The organism is Sphingomonas sp., from assembly GCF_017304635.1.
Classification (GTDB): Bacteria; Pseudomonadota; Alphaproteobacteria; order Sphingomonadales; family Sphingomonadaceae; genus Sphingomonas.
In genome coordinates, this window is sequence record NZ_JAFKMA010000001.1 from 922,709 (window position 1) to 944,772 (window position 22,064).

Annotated in this window: 21 protein-coding genes and 1 tRNA gene; 14 read left to right on the forward strand and 8 right to left on the reverse strand. The window is 67.1% G+C overall.

The window, feature by feature from the left end:
- Window positions 1-119 precede the first annotated feature (119 nt).
- From edd to J0I47_RS04695, 4 genes are read left to right on the forward strand one after another with little or no spacing between them, the layout of a single operon-like run.
- A complete protein-coding gene (edd, locus tag J0I47_RS04680) occupies window positions 120-1,928 on the forward strand; it encodes a phosphogluconate dehydratase (protein WP_294045265.1) in 1,809 nt (602 codons plus the stop codon).
- A complete protein-coding gene (glk, locus tag J0I47_RS04685) occupies window positions 1,928-2,896 on the forward strand; it encodes a glucokinase (protein WP_294045865.1) in 969 nt (322 codons plus the stop codon). The genes edd and glk overlap by 1 nt, the downstream gene beginning before the upstream one ends.
- On the forward strand, window positions 2,893-3,498 hold the full coding sequence (gene eda, locus J0I47_RS04690; RefSeq protein ID WP_294045266.1) for a bifunctional 4-hydroxy-2-oxoglutarate aldolase/2-dehydro-3-deoxy-phosphogluconate aldolase: 606 nt from the start codon (window positions 2,893-2,895) through the stop codon (window positions 3,496-3,498). The genes glk and eda overlap by 4 nt, the downstream gene beginning before the upstream one ends.
- Entirely contained in the window at window positions 3,498-3,974 is a 477-nt protein-coding gene (locus J0I47_RS04695; RefSeq protein WP_294045867.1) for a DUF5946 family protein, read from the forward strand. The genes eda and J0I47_RS04695 overlap by 1 nt, the downstream gene beginning before the upstream one ends.
- On the opposite strand, the gene mltG is transcribed toward J0I47_RS04695, so the two are convergent.
- The 7 genes from mltG to fabD all read right to left on the reverse strand — a co-directional run bounded on the left by mltG (window position 3,971) and on the right by fabD (window position 11,075).
- Window positions 3,971-4,936: an endolytic transglycosylase MltG gene (mltG, locus tag J0I47_RS04700; RefSeq protein WP_294045267.1), complete on the reverse strand. Its 966-nt coding sequence runs from the start codon at window positions 4,934-4,936 to the stop codon at window positions 3,971-3,973. The genes J0I47_RS04695 and mltG overlap by 4 nt on opposite strands.
- A 1-nt stretch (window position 4,937) precedes the next feature.
- Window positions 4,938-6,203, reverse strand: a complete 1,266-nt coding sequence (fabF, locus tag J0I47_RS04705) for a beta-ketoacyl-ACP synthase II (protein ID WP_294045268.1) — start codon at window positions 6,201-6,203, stop codon at window positions 4,938-4,940.
- 127 nt (window positions 6,204-6,330) lie between these two features.
- Window positions 6,331-6,567: an acyl carrier protein gene (locus J0I47_RS04710; protein ID WP_294045269.1), complete on the reverse strand. Its 237-nt coding sequence runs from the start codon at window positions 6,565-6,567 to the stop codon at window positions 6,331-6,333.
- 113 nt (window positions 6,568-6,680) lie between these two features.
- Window positions 6,681-7,196: a hypothetical protein gene (locus tag J0I47_RS04715; RefSeq protein WP_294045271.1), complete on the reverse strand. Its 516-nt coding sequence runs from the start codon at window positions 7,194-7,196 to the stop codon at window positions 6,681-6,683.
- The gene (gene fabG, locus J0I47_RS04720; protein WP_294045272.1) at window positions 7,193-7,933 is read right to left on the reverse strand and encodes a 3-oxoacyl-[acyl-carrier-protein] reductase; all 741 of its coding nucleotides are present in this window, start codon (window positions 7,931-7,933) and stop codon (window positions 7,193-7,195) included. Before fabG ends, J0I47_RS04715 begins: the two co-directional genes overlap by 4 nt.
- Before the next feature lie 60 nt (window positions 7,934-7,993).
- On the reverse strand, window positions 7,994-9,997 hold the full coding sequence (locus J0I47_RS04725) for an acyltransferase family protein (protein ID WP_294045273.1): 2,004 nt from the start codon (window positions 9,995-9,997) through the stop codon (window positions 7,994-7,996).
- Window positions 9,998-10,139: 142 nt separating this feature from the next.
- Entirely contained in the window at window positions 10,140-11,075 is a 936-nt protein-coding gene (gene fabD / locus J0I47_RS04730; RefSeq protein WP_294045274.1) for an ACP S-malonyltransferase, read from the reverse strand.
- 246 nt (window positions 11,076-11,321) lie between these two features.
- On the opposite strand from fabD, the gene J0I47_RS04735 reads away from it, so the two are divergent.
- From J0I47_RS04735 to rplI, 4 genes are all read left to right on the forward strand, one after another.
- Window positions 11,322-12,452 (forward strand): trypsin-like serine protease, encoded by a 1,131-nt coding sequence (locus J0I47_RS04735; protein WP_294045275.1) that lies wholly within the window; start codon window positions 11,322-11,324, stop codon window positions 12,450-12,452.
- A 197-nt stretch (window positions 12,453-12,649) separates the two neighbouring features.
- The gene (gene rpsF, locus J0I47_RS04740; protein ID WP_294045276.1) at window positions 12,650-13,057 is read left to right on the forward strand and encodes a 30S ribosomal protein S6; all 408 of its coding nucleotides are present in this window, start codon (window positions 12,650-12,652) and stop codon (window positions 13,055-13,057) included.
- Between the two features lie 12 nt (window positions 13,058-13,069).
- Window positions 13,070-13,294: a 30S ribosomal protein S18 gene (rpsR, locus tag J0I47_RS04745; protein ID WP_066583513.1), complete on the forward strand. Its 225-nt coding sequence runs from the start codon at window positions 13,070-13,072 to the stop codon at window positions 13,292-13,294.
- Between the two features lie 12 nt (window positions 13,295-13,306).
- On the forward strand, window positions 13,307-13,909 hold the full coding sequence (gene rplI, locus J0I47_RS04750; RefSeq protein ID WP_294045277.1) for a 50S ribosomal protein L9: 603 nt from the start codon (window positions 13,307-13,309) through the stop codon (window positions 13,907-13,909).
- A gap of 300 nt (window positions 13,910-14,209) precedes the next feature.
- On the opposite strand, the gene mutL is transcribed toward rplI, so the two are convergent.
- Window positions 14,210-15,997, reverse strand: coding sequence for a DNA mismatch repair endonuclease MutL (gene mutL / locus J0I47_RS04755; RefSeq protein ID WP_294045278.1), 1,788 nt, complete (start codon window positions 15,995-15,997; stop codon window positions 14,210-14,212).
- Window positions 15,998-16,135: 138 nt separating this feature from the next.
- Between mutL and J0I47_RS04760 the strand changes: the two genes are divergently transcribed.
- The 6 genes from J0I47_RS04760 (at window position 16,136) to J0I47_RS04785 (ending at window position 22,056) form a co-directional block, all read left to right on the forward strand.
- Window positions 16,136-17,179 carry a rod shape-determining protein gene (locus J0I47_RS04760; protein WP_294045279.1) on the forward strand — a complete coding sequence of 348 codons (1,044 nt, stop codon included), beginning with the start codon at window positions 16,136-16,138 and terminating at the stop codon, window positions 17,177-17,179.
- Window positions 17,180-17,284: 105 nt separating this feature from the next.
- Complete coding sequence (gene mreC, locus J0I47_RS04765; protein ID WP_294045280.1) at window positions 17,285-18,157, forward strand: rod shape-determining protein MreC; 873 nt, start codon at window positions 17,285-17,287, stop codon at window positions 18,155-18,157.
- Window positions 18,154-18,666: a rod shape-determining protein MreD gene (gene mreD, locus J0I47_RS04770; protein WP_294045281.1), complete on the forward strand. Its 513-nt coding sequence runs from the start codon at window positions 18,154-18,156 to the stop codon at window positions 18,664-18,666. Before mreC ends, mreD begins: the two co-directional genes overlap by 4 nt.
- Window positions 18,663-20,735 carry a penicillin-binding protein 2 gene (mrdA, locus tag J0I47_RS04775; RefSeq protein ID WP_294045282.1) on the forward strand — a complete coding sequence of 691 codons (2,073 nt, stop codon included), beginning with the start codon at window positions 18,663-18,665 and terminating at the stop codon, window positions 20,733-20,735. Before mreD ends, mrdA begins: the two co-directional genes overlap by 4 nt.
- Window positions 20,732-21,868: a rod shape-determining protein RodA gene (rodA, locus tag J0I47_RS04780; protein WP_294045283.1), complete on the forward strand. Its 1,137-nt coding sequence runs from the start codon at window positions 20,732-20,734 to the stop codon at window positions 21,866-21,868. Before mrdA ends, rodA begins: the two co-directional genes overlap by 4 nt.
- A 112-nt stretch (window positions 21,869-21,980) precedes the next feature.
- Window positions 21,981-22,056, forward strand: a tRNA-Lys gene (locus J0I47_RS04785).
- The last annotated feature ends 8 nt before the right edge of the window (window positions 22,057-22,064 follow it).

A 22,064-nucleotide genomic window follows, 5' to 3' on the forward strand; every position in this document is an offset into this window, starting at 1 on the left:
TTGGCGCGCGGATCGTCACCCCGGGCTTGTCCCGGGGTCCACCGTGCCGCAAAGCGTGCACCCATGGGGTGTTCGGCGCAGTGGATGCCGGGACAAGCCCGGCATGACGAGGTGGGTCTATGAATCCCGCAGTTTCCAAGGTCACCGATCGCGTTGTCGAACGCTCGCGCTCGAGCCGCCGCGCCTATCTCGACCTGATCGCGCGCGAACGCGACGCCGGGCTCAAGCGGCCGATGCTCGGCTGCGCCAACCTGGCGCATGGTTATGCCGGGACCGAGGAAGACCGTGAGGCAATGAAGGCCGATCGCGGCATGAACATCGGCATCGTCAGCGCCTACAACGACATGCTGTCGGCGCATGCGGTGTACTACCGCTATCCCGAACAGATGAAGGTCTGGGCGCGCGAGGTCGGCGCGACGGCGCAGGTCGCAGGCGGCGTGCCGGCGATGTGCGATGGCGTGACGCAGGGCTATCCGGGAATGGAACTGTCGCTGTTCAGCCGCGACACGATCGCGCTGTCGACCGCGGTCGCGTTGAGCCACGGCATGTTCGAAGGAGCCGCGCTGCTCGGCATCTGCGACAAGATCGTGCCGGGCCTGCTGATGGGCGCGTTGCGGTTCGGGCATCTGCCGATGATCCTGATCCCAGGCGGGCCGATGCGGACCGGCCTCGCCAACAAGGCGAAGGCGGCGGTGCGCGAGGCGTTCGCGGAAGGGAAGGTCGGCCGCGAGGAACTGCTCGACGCCGAGATCGGCGCCTATCATTCGAAGGGCACCTGCACCTTCTACGGCACCGCCAACACCAACCAGATGATGATGGAGGTGATGGGCCTGCACATGCCGGGCGCCGCCTTCGCCAATCCGGGCACAAAGCTTCGCCAGGAACTGACCCGCGCGGCGACGCATCGGCTGGCGGCAATCGGCTGGGACGGCGACGATTACCGCCCACTCGGCCAGTGCGTCGATGAAAAGGCGATCGTCAATGCGGCGGTCGGCCTGCTCGCGACCGGGGGCTCGACCAATCACCTGATCCATCTGCCGGCGATCGCGCGCGCGGCCGGGATCGTGATCGACTGGGACGATGTCGACGCGCTCAGCCGCGCGGTGCCCTTGGTCGCCCGCGTTTATCCCAACGGATCGGCCGACGTGAACGGGTTCGAGGATGCCGGCGGCATGCCGTTCGTGATCCGCGAACTGCTCGATGCGGGACTGCTGCACGGCGACATCCTGACCGTGGCGGGTGAGTTCGCGGATTACGGCAAGCGCCCGGTGGTCGAGGATGACGGGCTGCGCTGGGAGGATCCGGGCGCGAGCGGCGACGAAACCATCCTGCGCCCCGCCGCATCGCCCTTCTCGTCCGAGGGCGGTTTTCGCATCCTGTCCGGCAATCTCGGCCGCGCCTGCATCAAAGTGTCGGCGGTGGAGCGCGAGCGCTGGGTGATCGAAGCGCCGGCCCGCGTGTTCGACGACCAGGGGCAGGTGCAGGCGGCGTTCAAGGCCGGCGAGCTCGACCGCGACGTCATCGTGGTCGTCCGCTTCCAAGGTCCACGCGCCAACGGCATGCCCGAACTTCACAAGCTGACCCCGCCGCTCGGCGTGCTCCAGAATCGCGGGTTCAAGGTGGCGCTCGTCACCGACGGCCGCATGTCGGGCGCGTCGGGCAAGGTACCGGCGGCGATCCATTGCTCGCCCGAAGTGCTCGGCGGCGGCCCGCTGGGCAAGCTGCGCGACGGCGACGTGGTGCGGCTCGACGCCGAGCGCGGGACGCTCGACGCACTGGTCGCGACCGAGGATTGGGCCGCGCGGCCGATGGCCGGCGCCCCGCCCGCGGCCGAGGGCATGGGCCGCGAACTGTTCGGCCTGTTTCGCGGTGCCGCCGACGAAGCGGAAAAGGGCGCATCGGCGATCTTTGCGGGAGCGGGTTTGTGATGGAAGTCGTTGCGGTCGATATCGGGGGCACGCATGCCCGCTTCGCCATCGCCGAGGTGGCGGACGGCAAGATCGTGTCACTCGGCGACGTCGTCACGCAGAAGACCGCCGAGCATGCCAGTTTGCAGACCGCGTGGCAGGATTTCGGGCGTCAGGCCGGCCGCCCCCTGCCCCGCGCCGCCGCGCTGTCGGTCGCCTCGCCGATCGGCGGCGAGGTCATCAAGCTGACCAACAATCCCTGGATCATCCGCCCCGCGCTGATCCCGGAACGGCTCGGCGCCGATACCTACGTCATCGTCAACGATTTCGCCGCGGTGGCGCATGCCGTGGCGCAACTGCCCGATGCGGATTTCCTCCACATCTGCGGTCCCGATCGTCCGCTGGCGCGCGACGGCGTGACGTCGATCTGCGGCCCTGGCACCGGGCTCGGCGTGGCGGGCGTGCTGCATACCGGCGGCACCTATCATGTGCTGCCGACCGAGGGCGGGCATGTCGATTTTGCTCCGCTCGATGCGTTCGAGGATGCGATGATCGCGCGGTTGCGCAAGACCTTCACGCGCGTGTCGGCCGAGCGCGTGTGCGCCGGGCCGGCGATCGTCGCGATCTACGAGACGCTGGCGGAGATCGAGGGCAAGGCGGTCCGCCACCTCGACGACAAGGCGATCTGGGGGCTGGCGTTCGACGGCAGCGATACGCTGGCGCTCGCCGCGCTCGACCGGTTTGTGCTCGCGCTCGGCGCGTTCGCGGGCGACCTGGCGCTCAGCCACGGCGCGAAGGACGTCGTTATCGCCGGCGGTCTCGGGCTCAAGCTCAAGGATCACTTTTCGCGGTCGGGTTTCGCCGAGCGCTTCACCGCCAAGGGCCGCTTCCAGCAATTGATGGCTGCGATTCCGGTCCGCCTCATCACCCATCCGCAGCCCGGCCTCTACGGCGCCGCGGCGGCGTTCGCGCAGGAGCATGCTCAATGACCGGTATCGAACAGATCATGCGCGCGGCGCCGGTGATCCCTGTGATCGTGATCGAGGACCTGGCGCGAGCGCGACCGCTGGCCGAGGCGCTGGTCGCCGGCGGCCTGCCCGCGCTCGAAGTAACGTTGCGCACGCCGGTCGCGCTGGAAGCGATCCGCGCGATGAAGGAAGTGCCCGGCGCGATCGTCGGCGCCGGCACGGTCGTCAACACCGAGCAGTTCGAACAGGTGATGGACGCCGGCGCCGAGTTCATCGTCTCCCCCGGTCTCACCGAACGGCTGGCCGATCCGATCATCGCGAGCGGCGTTCCGTACCTGCCCGGCATCGCCAATTCGGCCGACATCATGCGCGGGCTCGACCTCGGCCTCACCCATTTCAAGTTCTTCCCGGCCGAGGCCAATGGCGGGCTGAAAGCGCTCAAGATGCTCGCCGCGCCGTTCTACCAGTGCCGCTTCTGCCCGACCGGCGGCATCAGCGAGGCGAACGCAGCGGAATGGCTGGCATTCGACCCGATCCTGTGCGTCGGCGGCAGCTGGGTATGCATCGGCGCTCCGCAAGAAGTCGAGGCGAAGGCGCGGGCAGCGAGTTCGCTCAAACGGTGATGTCGCCTTGCAGCGGATGCGGCGGTGGCTTCCCCGAAAGTGATGGACCGACGCACCCGTATATGCTGTCGTCGCCCGGTTGTTGGGCCGCCTATGGCGCCTTGCTTGAACGGGAATATAGCGACCCGGAACTGTTCGCCGCGTCGCATCGGCTGACGGTCGATGCCTATGCCGTACAGCATCCCGGGCTCGCGACCGATCGTCGCGCGGTTCAGTCGGTGACGATCCACTTCGCGTCGTTGCACGCCATCCTCGAACTCGGCTGGAGCCACGCCGATGCTCGCGCTCATTTGCAACGCCTTGCCGGCCGTGACTATGCTTCGCTACCCGCGGCGCTGCGCTTCGACCTGACGCTGGCCGACCTCGACGGCTTGCCGGTCGGCCAACATCGCGAGCGGGTCGAACAATGGGCCATCTCCGCTTATCGAGCGTGGCGCCCGCTTCTATTGTCAGTCGTCGAGCCGCTCTTCGCCTAGATCCCGTGCTCCGCGCGATACGCGCGCCACTTGGCGACGTTGGCGTTGTGCTGTTCCAGCGTGTCGGCGAAGACGTGGCCGCCCGATCCGTCCGCGACGAAATACAGCGCCTGCGAATCCGCCGGGTGCAGCACCGCATCGATGCTCGCGCGGCCCGGATTGGCGATCGGTCCGACCGGAAGCCCGGTCATCGCATAGGTGTTGTAGCCGTTCTTCGCCTCGATCTCCGACTTCAGGATGCGTCGGCCAAGCGGCTTGCCCTTGGTGATCGGGTAGATGATCGTCGGGTCGGCCTGGAGCATCATCCCCTTCTTCAGCCGGTTCGAATAGACCGCCGCGACCATCGCACGCTCGCTCGGCTTGCCGGTTTCCTTCTCGACGATCGACGCGAGGATCAGTGCCTCGCGCGGGGTGTGGACGACCAACCCCGGCGCGCGCTTGGCCCAGGCGGCGGCGAGGTACGCGTCCATCGCCTGCTGCATGCGATCGACGATCGACTGGCGCGTGGCTTCGCGATCATAGCTGTAGCTGTCGGGCAGCAGCGAGCCTTCCGCGGGGACGTCGATGCTGCCGGTCAGTTCGGGTGCCGCCATGATCCGCTCCTGCGCCAGGATCGACGGCCACCCCTCTGGGATCATCACGAACCGCTGCAACGTCCGTCCGCCCTGCAACAGCTTCAGGATGTCCGACTGGCTCAGGTGTGCGGGGATGCGATATTCGCCCGCCTTGATCCCCTCGCCGCCGCCCAGCAACTTGGCGAGCAATGTGAAGCGGCCGGCCGAGCGAATCGCGCCGATCTTCTGGAGTTGCTCGGCCGTCTTCGCCAGCGTCGCACCGGGTTGGACGCTAACCGTCAGGTTCTTCGACGCGGGGCCGGGGCCGCCCCAATCGTGCACGCCCCACGCCGCGATCGCGACGAGCGCGGCCAAGACGACCACCCCGAGACAGCCGAAGCGGCGCATGTCAGGCGTCGACCGCCTTCATCACCAGGCTGGCGTTGGTCCCGCCAAAGCCGAACGAATTGTTGAGCACAGCGCGGACCTTACGCTTCTTGGCGGTGTGCGGCACCAGGTCGACGCCGGCACAATTGTCGCTCGGATTGTCGAGGTTGAGAGTCGGCGGGACGATCTGGTCGCGCATCGCCAGGATGCAGAAGATCGATTCGACCGCGCCCGCACCACCCAGCAGATGCCCGATCGCCGACTTGGTCGACGACATCGAGATATCGCCCAGCGCATCGCCGAACAGCCGCCGCACCGCACCCAGTTCCAGCTCGTCGCCGAGCGGAGTCGAGGTGCCGTGCGCATTGATATAGTCGATGTCGGTCAGGGCGAGGCCCGACTTCCGCATCGCCATTTCCATCGATCGGAACGCACCCGACCCTTCGGGATGCGGCGCGGTCACGTGATAGGCGTCGCCCGACAGGCCGTAGCCGACGACTTCGGCGTAGATCTTTGCGCCGCGCGCCTTGGCATGCTCATATTCCTCGAGCACGAGGACGCCCGCGCCCTCGCCCATCACGAAGCCGTCGCGATCCTTGTCGTACGGCCGGCTGGCGCGCCACGGCTCGTCGCGGAAACCCGTCGACAGCGCGCGCGCCTGGCCGAATCCGGCGATCCCGATCGGACAGATCGCGCTTTCGGCGCCGCCCGCCAGCATCACGTCGGCATCGTCCATCGCGATCATCCGCGCGGCATCGCCGATCGAGTGAGCGCCGGTCGAGCAGGCGGTGACGACGGCATGGTTCGGACCCATCAGCCCGTACTTGATCGAGACCTGGCCCGAGATCAGGTTGATGAGGCGGCCATGGACGAAGTGCGGCGACACGCGCTTCGGCCCCTTCTCAGCCAGCACCAGCGATTCGCTTTCTATGCCCGGCAGGCCACCGATGCCCGATCCGATCGAGCAACCCGCGCGATACCGCTCCACCTCGTTCATCTCGGTCAGGCCGGCATCCTCGAGCGCCTGGCCCGCGGCGTCGATGCCGAACACGATGAAGGGATCGACCTGGCGCTGGATCTTGTGATCGACGCGCTTGTTCGCATCGAAGCCGTATTCGTGGTCGGCCGGTTTGACCTCGCAGGCGTAATTGCTCTGGAAATCGGTCGCGTCGAAGCGCGTGATCGTGCCGGCGCCCGATTTGGCGGCGATCAGATTGGCCCATGCCGTTTCGACATCGGCGCCCAACGGGGTCACCAGGCCCAGGCCGGTCACGACTACGCGCCGCATGGCAAGCTCCACTTCCTTGGTCGTCAGTTGCAGGTCGTCAGAATGCGAAACGGCCCCCCGCCCTGGATCGTCCGGGGAACGGGGAGCCGCTCTTCAGTCAAGCCGCGGCGGACCGCCACGGCGGGGCTCAGCCCTTGTTCGCGTCGATATAGGTGATCGCGTCGTTCACGGTGGTGATCTTCTCCGCCGCATCGTCGGGGATCTCGACCCCGAACTCTTCCTCGAACGCCATCACCAGCTCGACGATGTCGAGGCTGTCGGCACCCAGATCGTCGATGAAGCTCGCCTCGGGCGTGACCGCGCTGGCCTCGACGCCCAAGTGCTCGACCACGATCTTCGTCACCCGGTCGGCAGTATCGCTCATTCGTCAGCTTCCCTCTATTGTCGGGGGCGCCCCCCGGTAATTCCTGAACGCACGTAGAACGCGGTTGGAGCCCGCGCAAGGGGGCGAGCGGTGGGACAGGCACGCCATGCCGTTCACGCGGCGGCGAATTCGCTCATGCTGGTTTCGAGCCCGGCCAGCGCGGCCAGGAACATCCAGACGCGCAGCCGCACCGCCTTGTCTGCCGACGCGGTGTCGACGACCGCCATCGCCGCCGGGCTCATCTGTGCGAGGTAGCTGCGGCGATCCGCCGGAGCCAGTCTGGCCAACCCGATCGCGAGCCGTGCGGAATCAATGCCGTCGCGGCGCAACGCCGCCTCCGCGCCCATTCGCGTCGCGCGGGCCTGGACGTAATCCGTGGCCGCGCTGACCGCGGCGGGCGACCAATGGTTGGCCGAACGACACGCCTCGCGCGCCGCGAGCAGCGCGTCGCGGTCGGTATCGAGCGAGCGCGCCGGGTTGCCGGCGTGCTCCAATTGCACGATCACGCCGTCGCCGATCCGCTGGAGGACGGTCGAGCCCAGTTTCGTCGCGATACAATCGACCGACCCGCTCGCCGCCAGCGCCGGTGCCGGCGTCAGCAGGGCCAACAGCGCGAGCGCGCGCCTCACAGCATCGCCATCCCGCCATTCACGTGCAGCGTCTGGCCAGTGACGTAACCCGCTTCCCTCGAGGCGAGATAGACGACCGCCGCGCCGATGTCCTCGCCGCTGCCCAGGTCGCCCGCGGGGATTCGAGTCAGCAGCGCGGTCTTCTGCGCTTCGGGCAGCACGTCGGTCATCGCCGAGCGGATGAACCCCGGCGCGACGCAATTGACGGTGATGTTGCGGCTGGCGAGTTCCTGCGCCAGCGCCTTCGACATGCCGACCAGCCCGGCCTTTGACGCGGCGTAATTGGCCTGCCCCGGATTGCCCGTCGCGCCGACCACGCTGGTGATCGAGATCACCCGCCCGAACCGTGCCTTCATCATCGGCTTGGCGGCGGCGCGGATCAGGCGGAAGGCGGCCTCCAAATTGACGCGGATGACCTGGTCCCACTCCTCGTCCTTCATCCGCATCGCGAGGTTGTCGCGCGTGACCCCGGCATTGTTGACCAGGATGTCGAGCTTGCCGCCCAGCGCCTCGACCGCCTGCGGCACCAACGCATCGACCGCGGCGCCATCGGACAGATTGCAGGGCAACGCGACATGATCGCCGCCGAGCGAGGCGCGGAACGACCCCAGCTTTTCCGCATTCGACCCCGAGACCGCCAGCCGAGCCCCCTGCCCCGCCAGCGCCTGCGCGATTGCCGAACCGATGCCGCCGGAAGCACCAGTCACCAGCGCGGTCATGCCTGTCAGGTCGAACATCTGTTTGGTCTCGCTCGTTGGATCGTGAGCGAGCGCCTTATCGGAGTGGGTGCGCGCCCGTCACGAAAAAATCGGCAGATAGAGCGGCGCGGTCAGCTTCGCCGCGTCGACCGACAAATGGTTGTGGTCGAAGAACATCGGCCGCCCGCGCGACTCGATCGGACATAGGTCGCGCTGGCAGAGCGTATCGGTCGGCCAGACGAACGTCACGCCGGGACGACGGATGCGGGCGAAGATCGCCAGGATATTCTGATGACGGCGGCGATAGTCGGCCAGCTTGATCGGGCTCGCGCTGCCGGCCATGCCGAACTGCTCGACGAACAGGCGCTGCGGCACGTTGAAGGCGGGTTCGGGCAGCGGGCCGACGATCGTCACGCGCTTGCCGGCCGCGACCAGCGTATCGACCAGCTTGCGGAAGCCGCGCTCGAAGATCGTCGCGTTGCCGGCGACCGAGGTCGCGACGCCGGTGTCGTCACGCAACCGGATGTCGACCTTCGACTCGGCCGGATTGGCCGGCTCGCCGATCCGCCAGTTGGTCCAGCGCGACGACAACACGACGTCGCGGATCGACGGTGTCGCCAGCGCGATCCGCAGCATCTCGGCATTGTATCGCGCGCAGAAGCGGTAGGACGGCGTCTCGGTCAGCGCCTTCTCGGTCCCGGTATCGATCGCGAAGCCGATCCCGACCGGGCAGTCGGCGGTGGCGGCGAACAGGAACGCGCCATGCCGCGCCTGCGCCGCCGCCTCCAGCGCGGTCGCGGTGACCATCGCGTGCGAATCGCCCCAGAGCAACGCGGTCGGCGTGACACCCGGCGTGCCGAGGCGACAGGCATTGGCGGGCTCGACGATCGTGTCACCGACGCTCAGGCACTCGCGATGGACGCGATCCTTGTCGCGCGCAGCATCGACCAGCATCGCCCCGCGCGGCCCCAGCCGCGACGGCAACCCATGCGTCGTCGCGACCACGCCCGAGACCGCCAGCACCACCGCCATGCCGATCAATCCGGCCGTGACCGGGCTCCAGCGCCGCTCGGCGCGGGCGATCCGGAACGGCATCTCGATCCAGCGATAGCTCGCCCAGGCCAGCACGAAGCTGAGCGCGATCATGCCCGCCGCCAGCCCGAGGCCCATCTCCGCACCGGTCAGGTACACCGCGAACGCGAAGACCGGCACGTGCCACAGATAGAGCGAATAGGAGATGCGTCCGATGAAGGTCATCGGCGCAGTGCCGAGCAGCCGGGCGACCGTGGGTACATGCTCGGCCGCTCCGCTCCAGATGATGAGTGCCGCGCCGAGCACCGGCGGCAGGGCACTGACGCCGGGAAAGACGGTATGCGACGTGAAGAGGAATACCGGCACCAGGATCAGCAGCAGCCCGACCATGCCCGCAAGGCTGCGCGTCCGCCGGCCGCCGATCGTCGGCGGCGCGATCGCCAGCAACGACCCCAGCATGAGTTCCCACGTCCGCGTGACCGGCAGGTAGAACGCCGCGCTCGGCTTACGATAGACCAGCACCGCGGCGATCGCGAGCGACGCGACGGCGATCGTCGCGAGTACCGGCACCACCCACGTCCGTCGCTTCTTCGCCAGCAGCGCGAACAGCGGCGGGAAGAAGATGTAGAACTGTTCCTCGACCGCCAGCGACCAGGTGTGCAGCAACGGCCGGATCGCCTGCGCATTGTCGAAATAGTCGGCCGATTTCCAGAAATAGAAATTCGACACGAACGCCGCGACCGCGACCGCGCTCAGGCCGAGCTTCTCATATTCCTCCGGCGTCAGCACCAGCCAGCCGAGCACGAGGCAGGTCAGGACGACGGCCACCAGCGCCGGGAAGATGCGCCGGATTCGCCGCCGGTAGAAATTCGCGATGCTGTAGCTGTCGCGGTCGATATCCCTGAGCAGGATACCGGTAATGAGAAAGCCGGAGATGACGAAGAACACGTCGACGCCGACATAGCCGCCGCCGAATCCGGCCAGCCCGGCGTGGAACAGCACCACCGGCAGCACCGCGATCGTGCGCAGTCCGTCGATATCCGGCCGATAGCCGGGTGCGCGTGCCGTCATTCGTTCCCCCGATCGCATCCTCGACGGCTGCGAAGTCCCCTTGATCGCCATCGCCCCGAACGTGAACGGGCATCGCCACGACCTCTGGTGAAAGAACGCGCGAGACCCCAGTCCAGCCGGGCGACGGTGATCCAGGGCGTCGTTACAGCGACTTGGTTAATGCTTCGATGTCGTCCATCGAGATCACGCTGACCGCGTCGACGTCGGGGGCGATGCGCTTGACCATCGGCGCCAGCACCTTGCCGCCGAACTCGACGAAGCGCTCGACGCCGGTGTCGGCCATGTTGATGACCGACTCCCGCCAGCGGACCATGCCGGTGACCTGCTCGACCAGCAGGCGGCGGATCGTATCGACGTCGCTGACGGGCTGCGCGGTGACGTTGGCGAAGACCGGCACCAGCGGCGTGTCGATCCGCGCCTCGGCCAGCGCCTTTTCCATCGCGTCGGCGGCCGGCTGCATCATCGGGCAATGAAACGGCGCCGATACCGGTAGCGCGATCGCGCGCTTGGCGCCATGATCCTTGGCAATGACGATCGCGCGATCGATCGCCGCCTTGGCGCCCGAGATTACGACCTGCGACGGATCGTTGTCGTTGGCGACGGTGCACACTTCTCCCTCGGCCGCCGCGTCGGCGATCCTCTGTGCCGTCGCGAGATCGGCGCCGAGCAACGCCGCCATGCCGCCCTCGCCCACCGGCACCGCCGCCTGCATCGCTTCGCCGCGATGGCGCAGCAGCAGCGCGGTGGTCGCGAGGTCGAGCGCGCCCGCCGCGCACAAGGCGGTATATTCCCCAAGCGAGTGGCCCGCCACGTAATCGGCCTTGTCGGCGAGCGAAATGCCGCCCTCCTTCTCCAGCACGCGCAACGTCGCGATCGCGTTCGCCATGATCGCCGGTTGCGCATTGGCGGTCAGCATCAGCTCGTCCGCCGGCCCCTCGAACATCAATCGCGACAGATGCTGGCCGAGCGCTTCGTCCACTTCCTCGAACACCGCCCGCGCGACCGCGCTGGCATCGGCCAGCGCCTTCCCCATGCCGACCGCCTGGCTGCCCTGCCCCGGGAAGATGAATGCGCGCATCGTGATGACCTCGATTGTCGAAAAACGAGGCGGCGTACCGTCGCTATGTCACCGCTGGCAAGGGTGCTCGCCGGATTTCGCTATTTGCGACCAAACGCGCGACCAGGATCCCGAACATCCCGAAATGAGACACTTTATATCAAATTATTTGATAGATTCGATATATTGCAAATTAACGATGTTTTCAGGCATGCAGGGGTTGCGGTTAACGAGGGCAATCCAACTCGACCGCGCAGAGGGGGTGACATGAAAAACGCAATGCTTCTCGCGCTCGCCGGTGCGACGTTCCTGTCGACGACGGCGCCGGCCTTCGCCGGCGAAATCTACTATAACGCCCAGAGCCAGATCATCGGCCAGACGTCGACCAACAGCTCCACGCTGGGTGGTGACTCGCGCTATTTCGCGACCGATTCCAAATATAGCAGCGTCGTGTCGCTCATCATGAAATATGCCGACGGCACCGGTGCGATCTGTTCGGGGTCGCTGCTGTCGGATCGGCAGTCGGTGCTGACGGCGGCGCATTGCGTCAGCCATGGCCAGGGCACCGCCGCGCCGGTCAAGACCACCGCTTATTTCTACAACGGCACCGACCCGGACAAGATCCCGAGCTTCGGCGGCGACGGCGTGACGGCCATCGACGTGTCGAAATACTTCGTCAATTCGGGATATACCGGCGAAATCATCGATCAGAACGACATCGCCGTACTCCGCCTGGGCGATCTCGCGCCGAGCTATGCCACGGGATACGACCTCTATACCGGGCCGATGAGCGGCCAGACGTTCAATGTCACCGGGTATGGCGGGCGGTCGTCGGTCGGCGGCGCGGTCGGCACCAACGTCGGGACGGGCGTGCGCCGTCAGGGCTACAACACCTACGATTATCAGATCGGTGATTCCGCGTTCAACGGCGGACTGGAGTCGTTGCTGCGCGGCACGACGAAGACCGCGCAGACGTCGTCGATCTGGCTCGCCGACTTCGACAACGGCACGACGCTGAACGATGGCGGGTGCAAGCTCGCCGGCTATTACGGCGTCACCGGCAGCCCCTATTGCGGCACTGGCCTGGGCGCGAGTGAAGTCATCACCGCTCCCGGCGATTCGGGCGGGTCGAGCTTCATCGACGGCAAGATTTCGAGCGTCACGTCGTTCGGCATCACGTTCGGCATCAATTACGGCGACTTCGACAACAAGCAGGACCAGAGCTGGGGCGAGTTCAGCGGCCTGGTGCCGGTCAACATCCATTCGCAGTTCATCCTGAGCTCGATGGTGGCGTCGGTGCCCGAGCCGCAGAGCTGGGCGATGATGATCGTCGGGTTCGGCCTGATGGGCGGTTCGATCCGGCGCTCGCGGCGCCTGCGGACGGCTGCGGCCGCCTGACGCGGACGATTCGGGAGAGGCCGGCGCTACCCAGCGCCGGCCTTTTCGCGTGATCGGCGATACAGAGTTTCGCGCGAGACTTGCCTTTCGCGGGGTTTTCCGCCAAAGGCCAGCGCTTCCGAACAACGGAAAAGACGATAGCCGGAGGGGCGTCGCACGGTGCGGCGTCAGCGATCGGCCAACAGTGAGACAGACGCATGGCTCTTTACGAGCACGTGTTCCTTGCGCGCCAGGACCTGGCACAGGCGCAAGTGGACGCCCTGGCGGAAGCCGCCACCAAGATCGTCGAGGACAACAATGGCAAGGTCGTCAAGACCGAGACCTGGGGTCTTCGTTCGCTCGCCTATCGCATCGCGAAGAACCGCAAGGCGCATTACGTGATGCTCGAGATCGACGCGCCGGGCGCCGTCGTCGCCGAGCTGGAGCGCCAGACCCAGATCAACGAGGACGTGATCCGCTACATGACCGTCAAGGTCGACGAGCACGAGGCCGGCCCGTCGGTGATGATGCGCAAGGGCGAGCGCGACCGTGAGCGCAGCCGTGACCGGGGCGACCGTCCCGATCGTGACAACCGCGGTCCCCGCGGCGGCTTCGACGGCGAGTAAGGAGTTTTAGACATGGCACGACCCTTTTTCCGCCGCCGCAAGAGCTGCCCCTTCTCTGCGAAGGACGCCCCCCGGATCGACTATAAGGACGTCCGGCTGCTGCAGGGCTTCGTTTCGGAGCGTGGCAAGATCGTCCCGTCGCGCATCACCTCGGTGAGCGCGAAGAAGCAGCGCGAGCTCGCCCAGGCGATCAAGCGCGCGCGTCACCTGGGCCTGCTGCCCTACCTCGTGAAGTAAGGAGCAGACACGATGGATGTCATTCTGCTGGAACGCGTCGAGAAGCTCGGCGCCATCGGCGATGTCGTGAAGGTCAAGGACGGGTTCGCCCGCAACTTCCTTCTGCCGAACAAGAAGGCGCTGCGCGCCAACGAGGCAAACCGCAAGGTCTTCGAAGCCAACCGCGCCAAGATCGAGGCGGACAACGCCAATCGTCGCGGCGAGGCCGAGAAGGAAGCCACGTCGTACAAGGACGTGTCGGTGACCCTGATCCGCCAGGCGTCGAACACCGGCCAGCTCTACGGCTCGGTCGCGGTGCGTGACCTGGTCGAGGCGCTGGAAGCGGACGGCCACAAGGTCGCCAAGAGCCAAATCGTGCTCGACAAGCCGATCAAGGCGATCGGCCTGTACGAAGTCCGCGTGCAGCTGCACCCCGAAGTGTCGATAACCGTCAAGGTGAACGTCGCGCGTTCGCCCGAGGAAGCCGAGATGCAGAGCCAGGGCGTCGACGTCATGGCGCAGATGTTCGAGGAAGGCCGCGATACCGCCGGCTTCACCGAAGATTACGATCCGAACGCCGAGCCGGGCGCGACCGCCGAGGTCCAGGCTCCGGCCGCCGAGGCATCGAACGCCTGATCGGGTCGACCGACGTTATGAAAAAGGGCCGTCCGGCGACATGCCGGGCGGCCCTTTTTTCATGCCTCTGCGTCCCTTCAGTAAGTCGAGACGCAGGCGCTGACGACGGCGACGAGCGGTATCAGCGCGAAGATGACGGGCATGGCTTTCATGACGGCCTCCTCAAGATGTTGTCGATCACTTCACCGCTATAAATGCGCACGCTGCCGCATTGTTTCCAGAAGATGAACGAATTTATTTGCAATCCGTACCGGAACGGGATCGGCATTCCCGCTCGCGTGATTCGAATTGTCGCAAGAATCAGCGACGACCGAACAGTTTTTCGATATCGCCGTGCGCCAGTTTCACCCAGGTCGGGCGGCCGTGGTTGCACTGGCCCGATCGCGGCGTGATCTCCATCTCGCGGAGCAGCGCGTTCATCTCTGCGACCGACAACACGCGACCGGCGCGGACCGAGCCATGGCACGCCATCGTCACGGCGACATGGTCGATCCGTTCCCTGAGGCTGAGCGTATCGTCGAACGCCGCGAGTTCGTCGGCCAGGTCGGTGACGAGTCCGGCGACGTCGCCCGCCCCCAGCATCGCCGGCGTCGCGCGGACCAGCATCGCGCGCGGGCCGAAGCGTTCGAGTTCCAGCCCGAAATCGGCCAGTTCGGCGAGACGCGCTTCGAGCCGGTCGCAGGCGGGTTCGTCGAGCTCGACCACGTCGGGCAGCAACAGCGCCTGGCTGGCGACCCGTCCCCCCGCCAGTGCCGCACGCATCCGTTCGAGCACCAGTCGCTCGTGCGCGGCATGCTGGTCGACCAACACCAGTCCGTCCTCGGCCTCGGCGACGATATAGGTCTTCGCCACCTGCCCTCGCGCTACGCCGAGCGGGTGCGCGACGGTGTCCGGTGGCGGCGCGTATGCCGGTTCGGCTCTAGCTTGCGGTGGCGGCGTGAAGAAGACCGGACGGCGCTCGTGCACCGTCGCCCCGGCGAAGGCCGGGGCCGCTGGCGTGTCGAATAACGGCCAGCGATCCCGGCCTTCGCCGGGATGAAGATCTTGCGTCGGCTCGCTCTGCCACCCCGCCATCGCCGCTTGGTCCGGCCGCTGTGCGCTGCGATGACCGGCCTCTTCCAGCGCGCGCCGTAAGCCACTGACGATCATTCCGCGGATCAGTTGCGGCTCGCGGAAGCGGACCTCGGTCTTGGCCGGGTGAACGTTGACGTCGACCTCGCTCGCCGGCAGGTCGAGGAACAGCGCTACCACTGGATGGCGGTCGCGCGCCAGCATCTCGGCATAGGCGCCGCGGATCGCGCCAATCAGCAGGCGGTCCTTAACCGGCCGCCCGTTGACGAACAGATATTGGTGATCGGCGACCCCGCGACTGAAGGTCGGCAACCCCGCCACCCCGCCCAGCCGCACGCCCTCGCGCACGAAATCGACCGCGACGCTGTTCTCGGCCAGCGCGCGATCGGTCAGCGCGGCGACCCGCGCCGGACGATCCTCGCCGCCGGTGGTGGACAGCGCACGGCGGCCGTCATGCTCGACCGAAAAGGCGATGTCCGGCCGCGCCATCGCCAACCGTCGGACGATATCGAGGCTGGCGCCATATTCCGCTCGCGCCGAGCGCAGGAACTTGCGCCGCGCCGGCACTCGCGCGAACAGTTGTTCGACCAGCACCCGCGTCCCGGGGGGCAGCGCTGCCGGTCCCTCCTCGACCAGCGCGCCGTTATCGACCACCCGTCGCCAGCCGTCACTCCCGCGCACCCGGCTTTCCAGCGTCAGCCTCGCGACGCTGGCGATCGACGGCAGCGCCTCGCCGCGAAAGCCAAGCGTCGCGACCTCGTCGATCGCCTCGTCGGGGAGTTTCGAGGTCGCATGCCGCTCCAACGCCAGCGCCATGTCGGCCGGCGTCATGCCGCAGCCGTCGTCGACCACTTCGATAAGGTTAATGCCGCCGCCCGCCAGCCGCACCGCGATCCGCGAGGCCCCCGCGTCGATCGCGTTTTCGACCAGTTCCTTCAACGCGCTGGCGGGTCTTTCCACCACTTCACCGGCGGCGATGCGATTGACCAGATGCTCGGGCAGACGCCGTATTGACATGGATGTGACTCTAGCCCAAGCGGCCCCATCCCGCGACCGCTAATGCCAAGCAAACCGGAGCCCGGATTTGGCTTTGGCGAGGGGGGACAGCAACCTTGGCGTGCCGCGTTCGGCGGCGAATTTCGGAAAACGGTCTCTATGGTCTTCGGGCGTTTCTTCAAGCTGATGTCGCATGACATGGCGATCGATCTCGGGACGGCGAACACCGTCGTCTACCTGCGCGGGCGCGGCGTCGTGCTCAACGAGCCGTCGGTGGTGGCGGTCGAGACGATCAACGGCCAGAAGAAGGTGAAGGCGGTCGGCGACGACGCCAAGCTGATGATGGGCAAGACCCCCGACAACATCCAGGCGATTCGCCCCTTGCGCGACGGCGTAATCGCCGACATCGACGTGGCCGAGCAGATGATCTCGCACTTCATCCGCAAGGTGCATGGCGGCCAGCGCCGCTTCATGCGTTGGCCCCAGATCGTGATCTGCGTGCCGTCGGGCTCGACCAGCGTCGAGCGCCGTGCGATCCGCGACGCCGCGCAGAATGCCGGCGCGTCGCAGGTCTGGCTGATCGAGGAGCCGATGGCCGCCGCGATCGGTGCCGACATGCCGGTGACCGAACCGATCGGCAGCATGGTCGTCGATATCGGCGGTGGCACGACCGAAGTCGCGGTGCTCTCGTTGCGCGGCCTCGCCTACACCACGTCGGTCCGCGTCGGCGGCGACAAGATGGACGAGGCGATCGTCTCCTACGTGCGCCGCAACCACAACCTGCTGATCGGCGAAGCGACCGCCGAGCGGATCAAGCAGGAGGTCGGCACCGCCAAGCCGCCCGCGGACGGCATCGGCCTGACCATCCACATCAAGGGTCGCGACCTGGTCAATGGCGTGCCCAAGGAAATCCAGATCAACCAGGGCCAGATCGCCGAGGCGCTGAGCGAACCGGTCGGCACGATCGTCGAGGGCGTGCGTATCGCGCTGGAAAACACGGCGCCGGAACTCGCGGCGGACATCGTCGATCAGGGCATCGTCCTGACCGGCGGCGGCGCGCTGCTCCACGGCATCGACGAAGTGCTGCGCGACGAGACCGGCCTGCCGGTCACGATCGCCGAGGATCCGCTGACCTGCGTCGCGCTCGGCACCGGACGCGCGCTGGAGGATCCGATGTTCAAGGGCGTGCTGCACACGGCGTGATGCCGGGCGGCTCCCGCGAGGAATAATATCGGCCCGCGCCTTTCGACCGGCTTGCCCGGCGGAAAGCGCGGGCCGATGGTGCGAATGGAGTGTTAGGGACACAGGATGGCGGCGCCACGCAACCGGCGCCCGGGTTTTTCGCGGCGGGCGCAATATAGTCAGTTCCTGGCCTACGTGATTGCGGTCGCGGGGGGCTTGGTCGGTGCTGTACTGTTGCTGCTCGCCCGGTTCGACCCGCCGGCCTTCTCCGCCTTCCGCTCGGGCGTCGCCGAGATTACCGCGCCGGTCAGTTGGGCAGCGGGCGGAGCGTGGAGCACGATCGCCTCGATTCCCGTATCGATCGGCAGCTATTTCGGAGTCCATGCGGAAAATGCCCGGCTGAAGGATCAGGCGGCGGCTGATCGCAAGCAGTTGCTGCGGGCCCGCGCAATCGCGTTCGAGAATGTCCGGTTGAAGAAACTGCTCGGCGTGCGCGAGCCGGCCGCCGACGTGATCGCCACCGCTCGCCTGGTCAGTTCGACCGCATCGAGCAGCCGGCGGATCGCCCTGCTCTACGGCGGCCTCGCCCAGGGGGTGCATGCCGGCATGCCGGTGCTGGCGCCGGACGGGCTGGTCGGGCGCATCCTGGAGGCTGGACCAGACACCGCGCGCGTGCTGATGCTGATCGATCCGGACAGCATCGTCCCCGTCCGCCGCACGCGCGACGGCGCCGCGGGGTTCGTCACCGGACGCGGCGACGGCCTGCTGGACGTCAAGCCGATCGCGCTCAACGCCGATTTCGCGGTCGGCGACGTGCTGGTGACGTCGGGTGCGGGTGGCATCTTCCCGCCCAACATCCCGGTCGGCAAGGTCACCAGCCGCGACAGCGCGAGCACGCTCGCGACGCCGTTCGCCGCGCCGGATGCGTTCGATTACGCGCAGGTGCTGCGCGCCTACCTGCCGACGCCGCCCGCCGTCGCGCCGGACACGCGGCCATGAGCCCGGCGAACAGCGGCCCCTTTGCCGAGGACGTGCCCGAGCTGCGCACGCGCGCCATCCCGATCGTGTCGGTGATGGCCGGCTCGCTCGTCACGATCATCCCGCTGATCGCGACGTTTCCGGTGCTGCCGCCGTTCGGGCTGATGGTGCTGCTGGCGTGGCGGTTGCAGCGGCCGGAGACGGTGCGGATCTGGGCGCCGGTCTTGTTCGGCCTGTTCGACGATCTCATCAGCGGCCAGCCGATGGGCAGCGCGATCCTGCTCTGGACGATGGGTTTCGTCGCAGTCGACATGCTCGACCAGCGGCTCGTGTCGCGCGATTTCTGGCAGGACTGGATGCTCGCGATCGGCGCTATCGTGCTGGCCCTGGTCGGCGGACGCTTGATCGCGACGCCGCTCCGGGCGCATGTCGACGTGCTGATCGTATTCCAGGGAATCGCCGCCGTGCTGCTCTACCCCTTCGTCGCCCGGCTGGTGGCATGGCTCGACGCGAAACGGGGCCACGCTTGACCAAGCCCCCGCGCCTGACGACCGAGGCGACGCAGTCCTACAGCTTTTCGCGTCGGGCGATGATGGTCGGCGCGATCCAAGGCACCGTGGGGCTGGCGCTCGCCGGCCGGATGACGTGGCTCGCGGTGTTCGAGAACGAGCATTACAAGCTGTTGTCGGAGAGCAATCGCGTCAATTTGACGATGATCCCGCCGCGCCGTGGCTGGATCATCGATCGGTACGGCCGGCCGATCGCCAACAACCGCACCGATTTCCGCGTCGACATCATCCCCGACCGCTTGCCCGAGGCCGAGCGACCGCGCGTCTTCGCGTTGCTCCAGAAGCTGCTCGCTCTCCCGCCCGAGCAGATCACGCGAATCCAGAACGACCTCAAGCGCGCACCCGGCTTCCAGCCGGTACAGGTGGCGGAGAATATCGACGCCGATCGCTTCGCCGCCGTTCAGCTCCGCGTGCCCGAACTGCCCGGCGTCGCGCCGACCGCGGGCTATTCGCGCAATTACCCGACCGCGCAGGCCGTCGCGCATTTGACCGGCTATGTCGGCGCCGCCTCGGCCGAACAGTATCAGAAGACCAAGGACCCGCTGCTCATCACGCCAGGGTTCAAGATCGGCAAGGACGGCCTGGAAAAGACGCTGGAGAACGAACTCCGCGGCCAGGCCGGTGCCAAGCGAGTCGAGGTCACCGCGCACGGCAAGCTGGTCCGCGAGCTCGCGACTCGTCCGGACATCGCCGGCAAGCCCGCGCGGTTGACGATCGACGTCGGCTTGCAGGAATATGCCGCGCGCCGGCTCGGCACCAATTCGGGCTCGGCCGTCGTCATCGACATCACCAACGGCGACGTGCTCGCGTTCGTGTCGATGCCCGCCTACGATCCCAACAGCTTCTCCGACGGGATCAGCCATCTCGAATGGAAGATGCTCAGCGACAACGACCACGTGCCGCTGATGAACAAGATCCTGCAGGGGCTGTACCCGCCGGGATCGACGGTCAAGCCGATGAACGGCCTCGCGTTGCTGTCGAACGGAATCGGCGCGAACGACCGCGTCGTGTGCACCGGTGCGCTGAAGGTCGGGACTGGCGTGTTCCACTGCCACAAGCGCGGCGGGCACGGTGCGCTCGACCTCAAGCACGCCATCATGCAGAGCTGCGACATCTATTTCTACGAGATGATCCGCCGGCTCGGCTACGATCACGTCGCCCCGGTGGCGCGGACGATGGGGCTCGGTCAGAAGTTCGACATCCCTTTCCCCACCCAGCGCTTCGGCACCGTGCCCGACAGTGCGTGGAAGAAGCGCCGCTACAAGGCCGACTGGACCGTCGCCGATTCGCTCAACGCGTCGATCGGCCAGGGATACGTCCTTGCCAATCCGCTCCAGCTGGCGATGATGGCGGCGCGGATCGGGTCGGGCCGGTCGCTGGTGCCGCGCCTGCTGATGAACAAGCCGGCCGTCGCTGCCGCCCCCCTGCCCTTCGCCGCCGACCAGCTCGCGCTGATCCGCGACGCGATGTACGGCGTCGTCAATGAGGGCGGCACCGGCGGCGCGGCGCGGCTCAACATCCCCGGCATGTCGATCGGCGCCAAGACCGGCACCGCGCAGGTCCGCCGCATCACCATGGCCGAGCGCGCCCGCGGCGTGCTCAAGAACGCCGCCCTTCCCTTCAAGATGCGCGACCACGCGCTGTTCGTGTGCTTCGCGCCGGTCGAGAATCCGCGCTACGCCGCCGGCATCGTGCTCGAACATGGCGGGCACACCGTCCGCAACCTCGACACGCCGGGAATCGGTCGCGACATCATGACGTACCTGCTCGACCGTGAGCGTGCGCTGAAGTCGCTCGCCGAGCTCGAGCCTACCTGGGGCGGCGACATCGCGACTCGCGCCGCCGCCGAGGAGGCCGCCTATCGCGGCCAGATATCCGCGGTGCAGGCGGTGCAGACCGAGACCGACGCCACCGCGCCGACCGAAGCCCCGGCGGTCGAGGCCGCGACCGACGCCGCCAACAGCTCGGCCGCCGCGATCGCCAACACCGCCCTCCCCGCCGAACAGGGCTCGCACGAGGTCGAACAATGAGCCGCCGCCCGCAGCGTGGCTCCGCCATGTCGCTTGGTTTCGTGCCCGAGCCGCTGGCGCAGCTGCCGTGGCTCATCATCCTGCTGCTGATCGGGATCGGCTGTTTCGACCTGCTCGTCCTCTATTCGGCGGCAGGCGGCAGCATGCGCTGGGCGATGAAGCAGGGCATTCTGTTCTTCGTGTTTCTGGGCGCGGCGATGGGCCTGTCGCGCGTCCGGGCTGAGACGTGGGGCATGATAAGCCTGCCCGCCTACACGGTCACGCTGGTGATGCTGGTCGCGGTCGAGGTGCTGGGCAAGATTGCCGGCGGCGGTCAGCGCTGGATCGAGCTGGGTTTCATCCGGTTGCAGCCGTCCGAGCTGATGAAGCCGTTCATCGTGCTGGCGTGCGCGCGCTTCTACGAATTGCTGCCGCTCAGCGAGATCCGCAAGTTCGTCGCGATCTGGCCGGCGCTGCTGCTGATCGGCCTGCCCGCGGGACTGGTGATGAAGCAGCCCGATTTGGGCACCGCGCTGATGATTACCGCGGGGGGCATCGTCGTGATGTTCCTGGCCGGCATCCCGCTCCGCCTGTTCATCGGCGCGGCGCTGGCCGCACCGGTACTCGGCACGATCGCGTACAATTACGTGCTGCACGATTACCAGCGCCACCGCATCTCGATCTTCCTCGACCCCGAAAGCGACCCGCTCGGCACCGGCTATCACATCAGCCAGTCGAAGATCGCGATCGGCTCCGGCGGTTTCTGGGGCAAGGGATTCCTGAACGGGACGCAGAGCCACCTCGATTACCTCCCCGAAGGCCATACCGACTTCGCGCTGGCCACGATGATGGAGGAATGGGGACTGGCCGGCGGCATCGCGCTGGTGCTGGCGTGGGGGGCGATCATCTGGTGGGCGATCCGCGTCGCACTGGCGGCGGAGGGGCGGTTCGCGCGGCTGACCGCGGCCGGCCTCGCCGCGACCCTGTTCTTCTATGTATCGATCAACATGGCGATGGTGATGGGCCTGGCGCCGGTGGTCGGCGTGCCGCTCCCCCTCATCAGCTATGGCGGATCGTCGCAGATGACCGTGATGCTGTGCCTCGGCATCCTGATGTCGATCGACCGCCAGAATCGCCAGAAATCGCGCTGGTAGGTTTCGGCGCGCCGCCGCACAAAAAGTGTTTGCAAAGCGCGGCCACGATGCTAACCGCCGCGCTCCCCGATCGGGGACGCCGCTTTCGAGCGGCACGCCGCCCAGCCGGCATGGACGCATAGCTCAGTTGGTAGAGCAGCTGACTCTTAATCAGCGGGTCCTAGGTTCGAGCCCTAGTGCGTCCACCATTCCTCTT